Origin of the sequence: Bradyrhizobium cenepequi (genome assembly GCF_020329485.1) — a bacterium.
GTDB classification, from domain to species: Bacteria; Pseudomonadota; Alphaproteobacteria; order Rhizobiales; family Xanthobacteraceae; genus Bradyrhizobium; species Bradyrhizobium cenepequi.
The window spans coordinates 105,916-118,789 of record NZ_JAGKJI010000020.1; the positions used below are offsets into that span (position 1 = coordinate 105,916).

Annotated in this window: 15 protein-coding genes; 11 read left to right on the forward strand and 4 right to left on the reverse strand. The window is 63.6% G+C overall.

Annotation, left to right across the window (positions count from 1 at the left end; all coding sequences use genetic code 11):
* Positions 1–36: 36 nt before the first annotated feature.
* Entirely contained in the window at positions 37–927 is an 891-nt protein-coding gene (locus tag J6497_RS21320) for a LysR family transcriptional regulator (protein ID WP_225706240.1), read from the reverse strand.
* Positions 928–1,085: 158 nt separating this feature from the next.
* Here J6497_RS21320 and J6497_RS21325 point away from each other — a divergent pair, with 158 nt between their 5' ends.
* The 7 genes from J6497_RS21325 (at position 1,086) to gatB (ending at position 7,925) form a co-directional block, all read left to right on the forward strand.
* Positions 1,086–2,162 (forward strand): NAD(P)H-dependent flavin oxidoreductase, encoded by a 1,077-nt coding sequence (locus J6497_RS21325; RefSeq protein ID WP_225706241.1) that lies wholly within the window; start codon positions 1,086–1,088, stop codon positions 2,160–2,162.
* A 206-nt stretch (positions 2,163–2,368) separates the two neighbouring features.
* Entirely contained in the window at positions 2,369–2,656 is a 288-nt protein-coding gene (gene gatC, locus J6497_RS21330; protein ID WP_225706242.1) for an Asp-tRNA(Asn)/Glu-tRNA(Gln) amidotransferase subunit GatC, read from the forward strand.
* Positions 2,657–2,680: 24 nt separating this feature from the next.
* Positions 2,681–2,893 carry a hypothetical protein gene (locus J6497_RS21335; RefSeq protein WP_225706243.1) on the forward strand — a complete coding sequence of 71 codons (213 nt, stop codon included), beginning with the start codon at positions 2,681–2,683 and terminating at the stop codon, positions 2,891–2,893.
* On the forward strand, positions 2,890–4,365 hold the full coding sequence (gene gatA, locus J6497_RS21340; protein ID WP_225706244.1) for an Asp-tRNA(Asn)/Glu-tRNA(Gln) amidotransferase subunit GatA: 1,476 nt from the start codon (positions 2,890–2,892) through the stop codon (positions 4,363–4,365). Before J6497_RS21335 ends, gatA begins: the two co-directional genes overlap by 4 nt.
* 1 nt (position 4,366) lies before the next feature.
* The gene (locus J6497_RS21345; protein WP_225706245.1) at positions 4,367–4,645 is read left to right on the forward strand and encodes a hypothetical protein; all 279 of its coding nucleotides are present in this window, start codon (positions 4,367–4,369) and stop codon (positions 4,643–4,645) included.
* A gap of 276 nt (positions 4,646–4,921) precedes the next feature.
* Entirely contained in the window at positions 4,922–6,319 is a 1,398-nt protein-coding gene (locus tag J6497_RS21350; protein WP_225706246.1) for a patatin-like phospholipase family protein, read from the forward strand.
* 121 nt (positions 6,320–6,440) lie between these two features.
* The gene (gene gatB / locus J6497_RS21355) at positions 6,441–7,925 is read left to right on the forward strand and encodes an Asp-tRNA(Asn)/Glu-tRNA(Gln) amidotransferase subunit GatB (protein WP_225706247.1); all 1,485 of its coding nucleotides are present in this window, start codon (positions 6,441–6,443) and stop codon (positions 7,923–7,925) included.
* Positions 7,926–8,142: 217 nt separating this feature from the next.
* Here the strand turns inward: gatB and J6497_RS21360 are convergent, their stop codons facing one another.
* On the reverse strand, positions 8,143–8,286 hold the full coding sequence (locus J6497_RS21360) for a hypothetical protein (protein ID WP_225706248.1): 144 nt from the start codon (positions 8,284–8,286) through the stop codon (positions 8,143–8,145).
* A 985-nt stretch (positions 8,287–9,271) separates the two neighbouring features.
* On the opposite strand from J6497_RS21360, the gene J6497_RS21365 reads away from it, so the two are divergent.
* Positions 9,272–9,538, forward strand: a complete 267-nt coding sequence (locus J6497_RS21365; protein WP_225706249.1) for a hypothetical protein — start codon at positions 9,272–9,274, stop codon at positions 9,536–9,538.
* 70 nt (positions 9,539–9,608) lie between these two features.
* On the opposite strand, the gene J6497_RS21370 is transcribed toward J6497_RS21365, so the two are convergent.
* Positions 9,609–10,241, reverse strand: a complete 633-nt coding sequence (locus J6497_RS21370) for a TetR/AcrR family transcriptional regulator (protein ID WP_225706250.1) — start codon at positions 10,239–10,241, stop codon at positions 9,609–9,611.
* Positions 10,242–10,335: 94 nt separating this feature from the next.
* Between J6497_RS21370 and J6497_RS21375 the strand changes: the two genes are divergently transcribed.
* Together J6497_RS21375 and J6497_RS21380 are read left to right on the forward strand one after the other, a co-directional pair.
* Positions 10,336–11,001, forward strand: a complete 666-nt coding sequence (locus J6497_RS21375; protein WP_225706251.1) for an O-methyltransferase — start codon at positions 10,336–10,338, stop codon at positions 10,999–11,001.
* Between the two features lie 99 nt (positions 11,002–11,100).
* The gene (locus J6497_RS21380) at positions 11,101–11,529 is read left to right on the forward strand and encodes a hypothetical protein (protein ID WP_225706252.1); all 429 of its coding nucleotides are present in this window, start codon (positions 11,101–11,103) and stop codon (positions 11,527–11,529) included.
* Positions 11,530–11,585: 56 nt separating this feature from the next.
* On the opposite strand, the gene J6497_RS21385 is transcribed toward J6497_RS21380, so the two are convergent.
* The gene (locus tag J6497_RS21385) at positions 11,586–12,032 is read right to left on the reverse strand and encodes a hypothetical protein (RefSeq protein WP_225706253.1); all 447 of its coding nucleotides are present in this window, start codon (positions 12,030–12,032) and stop codon (positions 11,586–11,588) included.
* A gap of 213 nt (positions 12,033–12,245) precedes the next feature.
* Between J6497_RS21385 and J6497_RS21390 the strand changes: the two genes are divergently transcribed.
* A partial coding sequence (locus J6497_RS21390) for a methyltransferase family protein (RefSeq protein WP_225706254.1) occupies positions 12,246–12,874 on the forward strand: 629 nt, incomplete at its 3' end.

Genomic DNA, 12,874 nt, shown 5'->3' on the forward strand with positions numbered 1-12,874 from the left:
GCGGCTTTTCGGAATTTCGCGGAGCGGAACGATCGATCAGGCCGCGATGACCTGATCGTCCTTGTCGAGGCAGGCGACAAAACTCTGCAGCGCGCTATATTGATGAGCGGTGCGGCGCTGGATGAATATGGTGTCGACGCGCGCATAGGACGGGTCGAGCGTGTGTATGCTGACGCTGGCATGCAACGCGTTGCGCTCGACGACCGCGCGCGGCAACAGTGTGACACCCATGTCGGCGGCGACGCAGCCGACCATGCCGTCGAGCGTGCCGAGCTCGAAGCGTGCGGCCGACGGCCAGCCCAAATCGGTGAAGATCTGCTCGAGCCGCTGGCGATAGGTGCAGCCGGTGCGGAAGACCAGCGCGGTCGGTCCGGATTTCGATGTGCCCGCGCGCAGGGCGGCGAGGTTGGCCCAGCGGCGCGCGGTGACCAGCACCAGCTCTTCGCGGAAGGCGGAGGTGGCGCTGAGTTCGGCGTGGTCGATCGGGCCGGCCACGAAGGCGCCGTCCAGCGTGCCATCGAGCACGGCTGTGACAAGATCGGCCGTGGTCGCGGTCTTCAGCGTCAGCCGCACCGCCGGAAAGCGGCGATGGAATTCGGCGAGCAGCACCGGGAGCCGGACGGCGGCCGTCGTCTCCATCGAGCCGATCGCGAGCGGTCCCTTCGGCTCGCCATCATCGCGCGCGGCCAGCATCGCTTCGCGCGAGAGTGCGGCCATTCGTTGTGCGTAAGGGAGCAGGCGTCGCCCGGCGCCCGTCAATGTCATGCCGCGGCTGTGCCGGTCGAACAGCGCGGTGCCGATCTCGGCCTCGAGCGCCTTGATGCGCTGAGTGACGTTGGACTGCACGGTGTGCAGCTCGTCGGCGGCGCGGGTGATGCCGCCGAGACGGGCGACCGTTGCAAAGGTCTGGAGATCGGTCAGTTCCATGGCCGCGGCCCGCGTTTCATTATTGAGATGGCAGTGTTCTCTGGTATTCGTTTTTCGAGAATGCTAGTTCGATCTAGTCTCGCCGTCCAGATTTTCGGGATGACGATGACGCGGTATTGACCGGGCCGAGCATCGATCCCTCAAAGGAGAGACAAACCGTGTGGCCGGACCGCCGAATTATCGACCTGTTCAAAATCGAGTTTCCGATCGTGCTGGCACCGATGGCTGGTGTGATGGACGCAGACCTTGTGATCGCGGCCGCGCAAGGCGGCGCGCTCGGCTCGCTGCCCTGCGCGATGCTCACGGCGGAGAAGGCGCGCGAGCAGGTCAACATCATCCGCCAGCGCGTCTCCGCGCCGACCAACATGAATTTCTTCTGCCACCAGCCGGACAATGTGGATCCGCAGCGCGAGGCGCGCTGGAAGGCGCGGCTTGCGGCTTACTACAAAGAGCTTGGGCTCGATCCCGCGGCGCCCGTCAACGCTGCCAACCGCGCGCCGTTCGATGACGCGATGTGCGAAGTGGTGGAGGAATTGAAGCCGGAAGTCGTCAGCTTCCATTTTGGCCTGCCGGAGGAGCGGCTGCTCAGGCGTGTCCGGGGCGCTGGCGCGATCGTGATGTCGTCGGCAACCATCGTGAAGGAGGCGGTCTGGCTCGAGGAGCGCGGCGCCGATGTCATCATCGCGCAGGGTGCGGAGGCGGGCGGCCATCGCGGCATGTTCTTAGCCGACAATATTGCCGAGCAGCCCGGCCTCTTCGCGCTGGTGCCGCAGGTTGTTGACGCGGTGAAGGTGCCGGTGATCGCGGCTGGCGGCATTGCGGACGGGCGCGGGATCGCGGCGGCGTTCGCGCTGGGCGCCTCGGGCGTGCAGGTCGGCAGTGCCTATCTGCGTTGCCCGGAATCCAAAGTGAGCCCGCTGGCGCGTGCCGCGCTGGCGCAGGCGGGGGACGATTCCACCGTGATCACCAATGTGATGACAGGGCGGCCGGCCCGTGGGATCGCCAACCGCGTGATGTCCGAGATCGGGCCAATCTCGCCGGACGCGCCGGCCTTTCCGCATGCCGCAACCGCACTGGCGCCGCTGAAGGCGGCTGCCGAAAAGCTCGGCAGGGTCGATTTCACCAATCTGTGGGCCGGGCAGGCGCTGGCACTCGGCCGCGAACTGCCGGCGGCCGAGTTGACGCGGGCGTTGGCCAGCGAAGCACTGGCGCGGATGGGCGCCTTGGGCAGCTAGCGTCTACACCTCTCCCCAGCGGGGAGAGGTCGATTTGCGCAGCAAATCGGGTGAGGGCGCCGCAGCTCTATCGAGGGACCATAACCCCTCACCCGGCGCTGTGCGCCGACCTCTCCCTTCGGGAGAGGTGAAGGGCAGCGGGTTGCGGCGCAAAACCGGCGTCTGCTATACGGCGGGCTGATCTTGCTGCCCAAAGGCTATATATAATGTCAGTCGACGCCACGACCGTCCGCCGCATCGCGCATCTTGCGCGGATCGCGGTCTCCGAGGCTGAAGTTCCCCATCTGCAGGGCGAGCTCAACGCGATGCTCGCCTTCGTCGAGCAGCTTTCGGAGGTGAATGTCGAGGGTGTCGAACCGATGACCTCTGTCACGCCGATGGAGATGAAGAAGCGCGCCGATGTGGTCAATGACGGCGAGATTGCCGATGATATCGTCCGCAATGCGCCGGCCACGGAGAATCACTTCTTCCTGGTGCCGAAGGTCGTCGAATAACCACTTTCACTTGCGGGAAGTCCGATGTGTCTGCTCTGCGACGATGAAAAGGCCTATCAGGCCTACATGAACTATCTCGACGCGATGGAGCGGCAAGGCAAGGCTGCCGATCCGAATGCGGTGATGCAAACCGTGCTCGATCAGCTCGAGGCCGCCGACAAGGCGCGCGCCAAAAAGGACGATCCCGCCGACGACAAGACCCTGTCTCCATTCTTCTGTAGCCCGATCAATAAATGACCGATTTGACATCGCTGACGATCGCCGAGGCTAGAGCTGGCCTGGCGAACAAGTCCTTCACCGCGCGCGAGCTCACCGATGCGCATCTTGCCGCCATCGAAGCGGCGCGGGTGCTCAACGCCTATGTGCTGGAGACGCCGGACCGCGCGCGCGAAATGGCTAAGGCAGCCGACGAGCAGATCGGCAAAGGCGAGGGCGGTCCGCTCGCCGGCATCCCACTCGGCATCAAGGACCTGTTCGCGACGCGCGATATCCGCACCACCGCCTGCTCGAAGATCCTCGGCAATTTCGTGCCGCCCTACGAATCGACCGTGACCTCGCAGCTCTGGCGCGACGGCGCGATCCTGCTCGGCAAGCTCAACAATGACGAGTTCGCCATGGGCTCGTCGAACGAGACCTCGTGCTTCGGCCCGGTGGTCAATCCGTGGCGGCGCGAGGGCTCCAACACGCATCTGGTGCCCGGCGGCTCCTCGGGCGGCTCGGCGTCCGCCGTCGCCGCATTGCTCTGCATGGGCGCGACCGCGACCGATACCGGCGGCTCGATCCGCCAGCCCGCTGCGTTCACCGCGACTGTCGGCGTGAAGCCGACCTACGGCCGCTGCTCGCGCTGGGGCATCGTCGCGTTCGCGTCCTCGCTCGACCAGGCCGGTCCCATCGCGCGCACGGTGCGCGATTCCGCGATCCTGATGCGCTCGATGGCGGGGCATGATCCCAAGGACACCACGTCGGTCGATATCGGCGTGCCCGACTATGAGGCCGCGATCGGCAAGTCGGTGAAGGGGATGAAGATTGGCTTCCCCAAGGAGTATCGCCTCGACGGCATGCCGGCCGAGATCGAAAAGCTCTGGAGTGAAGGTGCGGCATGGTTGAAGGCCGCAGGCGCCGAACTGGTGGACGTGTCGCTGCCGCACACCAAATACGCGCTGCCGGCGTACTATATCGTGGCGCCGGCGGAAGCGTCGTCGAATCTGGCGCGCTACGACGGCGTCCGCTACGGCTTGCGCGTGCCCGGCCGCAGTATCGGCGAGATGTACGAAAGCACCCGCGCCGGAGGATTTGGCGACGAGGTGCGCCGCCGCGTCATGATCGGCACCTACGTGCTTTCGGCCGGCTATTACGACGCCTACTACCTGCGGGCGCAGAAGGTGCGCACGCTGATCAAGAAGGACTTCGAGGACTGCTTCGCCAAAGGCGTGAATGCGATCCTGACGCCAGCAACACCGTCGGCGGCGTTCGGCGTTGGCGAGAAGGGCGGGGCCGATCCGGTCGAGATGTATCTCAACGACATTTTCACAGTGACCGTGAACATGGCGGGTCTGCCCGGCATCGCGGTCCCCGCCGGCAAGGATGCGCAGGGCCTGCCGCTCGGCTTGCAGCTGATCGGGCGGCCCTTCGATGAAGAGACGCTGTTCTCGCTTGGCAAAGTGATCGAGCAGGCGGCCGGACGCTTCACGCCGCCGAGGTGGTGGTGAGATGGCGGATTTCCGCGCCAGCCTCAAAGACGCCGCGCCGGAGCCTTCGCTGTCGCCGCCGCTGGCAGCGCTGTGGTGGGCGGCGAAAGGCGATTGGGACAAGGCGCACCGTATCGTGCAGGACGAAGGCACGGCCGAAGCCGCCTGGGTGCATGCCTATCTGCACCGCGTCGAAGGCGATCTTGGCAATGCCGGCTATTGGTATCGCCAGGCGGGCCAGCCGGTAGCCAAGGACGCCCTCGATGCCGAATGGGAGCGGATCGTCTCCGCGCTGCTCTAGATATTCTTGTTTTGATGCGTTTTCTGCGCAGATAAGTCTACGCAATCTGCGTAAACTTGATTGCTATGCGAACCGGTGTCGACTTCGCTCGAAAACGCTCTGATCTCTCCAAGTTGTGAAGGCGTTCGTGGTTCATTTTGACGCGGTTTCTTTACCTGACCGCGGTTCAATTCGCCCAGATGGACATTGGCCCGTCTGTGCGCGCCACGCGGGCGCCCAGATTGCCCGCGATAGGCTTAAGCGGACGCGTGGCGGGGCTGCGGCAAGAGAGAGTTTGTGGGTAGATCGGGTATAGGGGCGTGGCTGTCGACGACGCTGACGGCCATTTTCGCGGTCGGGCTTGCCGGATGCGCAACCGTCTACAACCTGCCGAGCAACGTGCCCCTTGCCGAAGCACGCGCCGACAGCAATGTCGGGCATGACGTCCCAAGCTATGACGATGACGTTCTGGTCGCACTGTCCTTCTCCGGCGGCGGCACGCGCGCGGCGGCCTTCTCGTTCGGCGTGCTGAAGGAGCTTGACCGCTCTCACGGCGGCTCGGGCCAGGCGAAAACGCTGCTCGACCGCGTCGACTTCGTCTCCGGCGTATCAGGCGGCTCGATCACCGCCGCCTATTTCGGTCTGAAGAAGCGCGCCGCGCTTGACGATTTTCGCGAGCGCTTCCTGCTGCGCAATGCGGAAGAGGGGCTGAAGACCCAGGTCTCGCTCGGCAATATCGGTCGCGCGCTCGCCGGCGGCGTCAACAACAGCCAGCTCACCGAGTGGCTGGACCAGAATCTGTTCGACGGCGCGCGGTTCGATGCGCTGCGTGAGGACAGGCGGCCGAAGGTCTGGATCAACGCCTCCGATATCTATAACCGCACGCCCTTCGTGTTCGGAAAGACCTCCTTCGACGCGCTGTGCAGCGATATCCGCTCCTACCGTGTGTCCGAAGCGGTTGCCGCATCGGCCGCGGTACCGCTGGCGTTCGCGCCGATCGTGCTGGAGACCTATCCCGGCGGCTGCTCGAAGCCGCTGCCGGCCTGGCTCGAACGCGTGCGGCGCGATCCGAACGCGCAGCCATTGCTGCGCTCGTTTGCGGAGGCCAATGCACACTACCGCGACGGCTCCATGCGCTACGTGAAGCTGCTGGACGGCGGGCTCGTCGACAATTTCGGCCTGTCCGGTCTCAGCATCGGCCTGCTGGCGGCGGAGCGGCCGTACGAACCGTTGACCGAGCAGCAGGCGGTGAAGCTGAGACGGATCCTGTTCATGGTTGTTGATGCCGGGCGCGGCATCTCCGGCGATTTCGCGCAGCGCATCGAAGGCCCGAGCGGGGTGGAGCTGGTCGCGGCGGCGGCCGATACCGCGATCGATTCCAGCGTGCGGTCGAGCTACGCGGCATTCTCGGCGCTTGCCACCGAATGGTCGGGCAAGCTGAAGCGGTGGCGGTGCGGCCTGTCGGCGGCGGAGCGCGCCCGGCTTGGCGCGGGCGGGAACTGGCAATGCGGTGACGTCCACTTCTATATCGAGCGCCTCGGCTTCGACCAGTTGGGCGAGGAGCGCGCGGGCATCCTGAACGCCATCCCGACACGGTTCGCATTGCCGCCGCAGCAGGTCGACCTGCTGATCGCGGGTGGCGCCGACGCGCTCCGCCTGAGCAAGTCCTACCAGGCGTTTCGACGCGGGCTTTGACCGCTCAAGTCCCTTTGTTGAGCATGATCCTTTCGGATCATGTGCCCCGGCTTGACTGGCGCGGTCCGTTGCGCGAAGCCGAAAGCCGCCCCAGATATCAGTTGTCCGGAAACCGAGACCAATGAACGCACCTGTCACACCACACAAGCTCATCAAGGGCGCGACCGGCGACTGGGAGATGGTGATCGGCATGGAGATCCATGCCCAAGTCGTCTCCAATTCAAAGCTGTTCTCGGGCGCCTCGACCGCGTTTGGCGGCGAGCCGAACAGCCATGTCTCGCTGGTCGACGCGGCGATGCCGGGCATGCTGCCCGTGATCAACGAGGAATGCGTGCGGCAGGCGGTGCGCACCGGGCTCGGGCTGAATGCCAGGATCAACCTGCGTTCCGTGTTCGACCGCAAGAACTATTTCTATCCCGACCTGCCGCAGGGCTACCAGATCAGCCAGTACAAGTCGCCGATCGTGGGCGAGGGCGAGGTGATCGTCGAGCTCGAGGGCGGCAGGACCGCCACCGTTGGCATCGAGCGGCTGCATCTGGAGCAGGACCCCGCAAAAATGCTGCACGACCGGTCGCCCTCGATGTCCCTTGTCGATTTCAACCGCTGCGGCGTCGCACTGATGGAGATCGTCTCCAAGCCCGACATCCGTGATGCCGAGCAGGCCAAGGCCTATGTGACCAAGCTGCGCTCGATCCTGCGCTATCTCGGCACCTGCGACGGCGACATGGAGAAGGGCAATCTGCGCGCCGACGTCAACGTCTCGGTGCGTCGGCCCGGTGGCCCGCTCGGCACCCGCTGCGAGATCAAGAACATGAACTCGATCAACTTCATCGGCCAGGCGATCGAGTATGAGGCGCGGCGCCAGATCGAGATCCTCGAGGAAGGCGGCACCATCGACCAGGAGACGCGACTGTTCGATCCGGGCAAGGGCGAAACGCGCTCGATGCGGTCCAAGGAAGAGGCGCACGACTATCGTTATTTTCCCGACCCCGACCTATTGCCGCTGGAGTTCAGCCAGGCGTTCGTCGACGAACTGAAGACGAAGCTTCCCGAACTGCCGGACCAGAAGAAGGCGCGCTTCATCGCCGACTTGGCGCTGTCGCCCTATGACGCCGGCGTGCTGGTGGCCGAGCGCGAAAGCGCGGAGTTCTATGAGGCCGTGCTCGCCCGCCTCGCCGATCGCGCGCGCGACGGCAAGCTTGCGGCCAACTGGGTGATCAACGAATTGTTCGGGCGCCTCAACAAGGAAGGCCGGGACATTACGGGTTCGCCCGTTTCCTCCGAGCAGCTTGCCGCGATCGTCGACCTGATCGGCGAGGCGACGATTTCCGGCAAGATCGCCAAGGACCTGTTCGAGATCGTCTGGCAGGAGGGCGGCGATCCGCGCGCGCTTGTCGAAGCGCGCGGCATGAAGCAGGTCACTGACCTCAGTGCGATCGAGAAGGTGGTCGACGACATCGTCGCCGCCAATCCAGACAAGGTCGCGCAGGCGAAAGCGAAGCCGCAGATGATCGGCTGGTTCGTCGGACAGGTGATGAAGTCGTCCGGCGGCAAGGCCAACCCGCAGGCCGTGAACGATCTCCTGAAGTCGAAGCTCGGCCTCTGACACCTCGCGCGCGGACGCCAACGGCATTGCAGCAGGCACTCTGCGCGATGCGCGAAGGCGTCCGCGGCTGGCGCGCGGCGCCTTCAATCATCGGCTCGGGATCGTCCCTCCACCGAATCGGTCGACCGCGATTCGTCCGAAAAGGCCGTTTCGGCGGGTGGAGATGCCGCGAATGCGGCTTACCCACGAAATTTTTTTTGTGGCCGGAATTGGCCACTCAACGCCCGCGCGACGCGTTCTCGGCCGGCGTGACGAGTAGCGCCGACATCGCCGCGACTTCATACGCGAAGAAACGAGAATTCAAGAAAGGACTGTGGCACAGGCACTTTCTGCATTCGCGATGAGCGTCGATGTTGATCATTGCTGCATTTCTTGCATCAGCACGTGCGCGCCGCGTCGTGCTTGTGCTTGGCGCGCGCGCACTTTTCGCAGCCCGCAACATCAACACTTCCTTAAGCGGGACACTGTTTTTTTCGATGTGTTGGTGTATTCGGGATGCAGTGCATCTCGATTCCCGAGTGCACGCAGCGAAGTAAAGCCATCTCACGATATTGGAGGGCAACATGGCGAAGAAAGCTAAGAAGGCGAAGAAGGCGAAGAGCGCAGTGAAGAAGACTGCGAAGAAGACCAAGAAGGTCGCGAAGAAGAAGAAGTAAATCTCGCCCAAGAGAGGATGCCGGCGGATTGACGCCGGCGCGTCACCCGGACCTTCGGACGATCTGCTTCCCTGAAGCAATCCACCCAGGCGGCTCCGGTTGACGAAAGAGGGTGTCGGCGAGACATCAGGTCAAACGGCTGGATCGCCTTTCCAAGAAGGGTTCGCCCTTCGAAGTCGGTCCGGCAGAAGAAACAGGTTTCTTCGTTCGGTGCGGACCTCTATTCGGCTCCGCAATTTCATGAGGGCCCAAAGCCCATAGTGAGATCTGATCCTGACGTGTTCGCCGACGCCCTCGTTCCAACAGCCGGCCATCTGGTGCCGGCTTTTTTATTTCCTGATCTCCCTTGCATGACGACCGGTTCGCTTTGCCGCCGATATGGCGGGCGGCAATGCTTTCGCGCCCCTGTCGGCGTTTGCGCGCGATGGTTATCGTTCCGCCAACCGGCACGGTAAACCGGACTTCACCACTACGCATAAACCATTGTGCTGCAGGCACTTCTCGGATTCCGGGAACTGGCCGCGCCCCGCGCGTTTACACGCCGTTCATCGCGATACTTAAACTGCCCTTCAAATTTGCCCGGCATGATCCCCTTCAACAAGCCGGCAAACGGCGTTGGAGAAGGCGTTAGAAGTGGACGGGGGCCGCGCTCGGGGGAGGCGGCCAACAATAAGAAGGGGAGCTACAAGAATGTTTCAGGGACATATCGATCTGGAGACGGCCATTCCGGTGGACGCGACCGCGCTCTCGGACGTGCTGTTCGAGCGGGGCCTCTATTGGGCGAGCGGCCGCTCCGGCGTGGTCAACCTGGTCGCCGCGCACAAATGGTTCAACCTTGCTGCCCTGAAGGGCCGCACGGATGCGACGGCGATGCGGCGCGAGATCGCCGAGCAGATGACGGAAGCGGAGATTGCTGCTGCGCAGCGCGAAGCCCGCGCCTGGATCACCACGCATTGAGGTAGCGGACGCGCCGCTGCGATCATCCTTGGCCGCGGCGCTCATCGGTCCACTGTGGCTGGCGCTGATCTCAGCTGTGTTCGAGGTGCTTGAGGTAGGCGCAGAACATATCCGCCATGGCATCGGCATAGTCTTCGATCTCTGCGGGGGCGCGCGGTGTCTCCGAGAACTGCCTGCCCACTTCGGTTAGCGTCGTTATGATCAACTCGCCGGCCAATGCGCGAGTTGCCTCCGAGGCCTCGGGCAGCGCCTCCTGCATGAAGGCCTGAACGATGCGTTCTCCCGACGCCATCGCTTCCTGCGCCTCGGGCGCATCGCGATAGAGCGGGGCGGCGTCATTGAGCGCTATGCGCATCGCGGCCTCATCACACTCCGAGCGCAGGAAGGCGTGGACCAGGGTCCGCAACCGTTCGAGCGGCGGTCTCTGCTCGTCCTCGAGGATTCCGCGCAGCAGCTCGGTTGTCCGCCGCCATTCGTCGCTCTGAAGCCGGAAGAGGATCGCCGCCTTGTTCGGGAAGTACTGATACAGCGATCCAATACTGACGCCGGCCTTCTCGGCCACGCGTGCCGTAGTGAAGCGCTGCGCGCCGTCCTTCCCCAAAACCTGAACAGCAGCGTCCAAAATCGCGGCGACGAGGTCCGCCGAGCGGGCCTGTTTGGGCTGTTTTCGTGAGGAAATCCGGGCGCTTGGTCGATCAGTCATGGAGTGGCCTGGGAACGCGAATAGGAAATGCGACGAATTAGTCGTATTTCTGGTCGCAGCGCAAGGATGCGTTCACTTCATACCGGAGACCTGCATGACCACCCTGACCACCACCCCGCTTGCGCCATTGCTGGATCGCTTGTTCGAAGAGGCCGACGCGGCATCGCCCGCGGCGAACCCTGCAGTGGCCGATCTCTCGCCAGCGGAGCGGTCGCGCCTGATGCAAAGCAAGACCGATTACCGCGACTTCTACGGCCGCCTGAAAGATCTTCCGCTTGCCGTCTCGCGCGAGACTGGCGCGCTGCTCTACATGCTGGCGCGAGGCTCGCGCGCGCGGACGATCGTCGAGTTCGGGACCTCATTCGGCATTTCGACCCTGCATCTCGCTGCAGCCCTGCGGGACAATGGCGGTGGCCGCCTGATTACCAGCGAGTTCGAACCGTCCAAGGTGGCGCGGGCCCGGGGCAATCTGACGGCCGGCGGTCTCATCGACCTCGTGGAGATCCGAGAGGGAGACGCCTTGCAGACGCTGAGGGTTGATCTCCCTGATACGATCGACCTCTTGCTACTCGACGGCGCCAAGGCGCTCTATCCCGAGATACTGAGCCTGGTGGAAAGCCGTCTCAGGCCGGGTGCCTTCATCGTCGCCGATAACGCCGATTACAGCCCCGACTACCTGGCGCATGTACGCTTGCCCGCGAACGGCTATATGTCCACGCCCTTCGGCGAGGACGTCGAGCTTTCGATGCGGATCGGCTGACTCGGCTTCGTGATTTCTGCAAAGGCAATCAACCGCTTTTGTATGGATCGCGAGAGGAGTAGCGTCGCATCAACGAGGCACTTTGCGGAGAAGCCAACGATGGACAAGCAATGGGAATACCAGGTGCGGATCTATCTCGGGGACGAGCTTGCCACGATGGCGCGGCGCGATCCCGACAATCCGACGATGAAGCCGCTAGCGGACATCCTCGCCAAGCATCATGCGACGATGAAGTGTCAGTTCGATGCCTTCGCCGACTATGTGGCTGAAGCTGAGAAGCGGGGTGCTGAAAACTATCCGCTTTACGCATGGACGAAAGCGACGATCGAGAATCCCGAAAAGCAGGCGAAATATCTCAAGTCGTTCACGCTCTACGTTGACGGCAATGAAGTCTATGCCCAGCCGCTCGCCGACGCGCTGGAATCGGATTTGCAGCCGCTGGTCGGTGGCAAGCTGATCACGCGGCTTTCCAAGCACGATACCAATCCGGCGAACAACCCGCAGCCACCGGCGCAGTATCGCAAGTGAATGACACCCGTGCCGTCGAACCGGCGGCACGAGGGAATGTTTATGATTGCGAGAAGCTAGCAGCCTTGAAAGTGTTCATCATCATCGTCCACGTAGTCGGCCACCTGCAGCGCCTCGAGCGTGTCTTCGATCGGGCCGAGCCAACGCTCCTCTGAGCGCCCGATATCGTCGGGCCGCTGCTCGGCCTCAAGAAAGTCGAAGTCCTCTCGGCTGTACGAGAACTCTGGAATAAGATCTTGCTTCCAGGCATCGTCGACCAGTGGCACGAGCTCGCGCAAGCCGAGTAGCGCGATCGACCCCAGCCAGCCGATCCAGGCCTCGTTGTCCGGTTCGGCGAGGCGGTCCTCGAAAAACCGCGCGAGGAAGGCCTGGGTCCGCTCGCCCTTGATCCGGCCGTTCCAGGTGAGGAAGGTCGCGGCGCCGAAAAGGCATTGCGGACGTATTGCTCTACAGAGCCGTCGGCGAACCGGAATTGGACTGGCCAGGAGTCGATGAATTGGCACTTCTATCGGTCCTATAGTCTCCTTACCGTTGCCTCGGCGGAAAGGGAAGGAGCGCCAAGGGAAGGAGCGCATGGCTGGAACTGGGAGGCTGAAATGCCTCGAGCGGAAATTCGCGTCTATCACTCGTCGAGAGTGCGACTAGTGGATTTGTGCTGAAGACCACCGCGCGGCTTGAGAGCTGCGAATTAACCCTCAACACCTGAGGAGAGCACTATGCCCAACCATCAGCGCGCTGCTGCGCACAGGGCAACGCTTGCCCGCCAGCCCGGTTCGATCTCGGGCGAGACAAGGCTGCGTGCGGCCGATCCACCGATCGTCACCACGCAGGAGCTTCCCTCCGCCGTCCCGCTGATGGCGCTTGCGACCAGTTTCTGGGCCTTCAAGACCCTGGCCGCTGCACACGAGTTGGACCTGTTCAGCCGCCTTGCGGGCGGCGCCGGCATCACGGTTGCGGAGCTGGCGGAAGCGCTCGGTCTGCATCCACGCCCGGCCGAGATGCTGTTGACCGGCTGCGCTGCACTCGGGCTCCTGGAGAAAACGGACCGCCGCTATCGCAATACGCCCCTGAGTGAAGCCTATCTCGTGCGCGGCAAGCCGTATTACTTCGGTGGCTTCGTGCAGATGGCCGACAAGCGGCTCTACGCGGGCTGGGGCAAACTTACCGAAGCGCTGCGCACGAACCGGCCAACCACGTGGGACCCGGCAGTGCAATCCTCGATGTTCGACGGCGAGGATCCAACGATGCTGGCACTCTTCTGGGAGGCGATGCATTCGCTCTCCACGATGACCGCGCGCAAGCTCGGCGAAGCCGTGGATCTCAGTCATTTCCGCCGCCTTCTGGA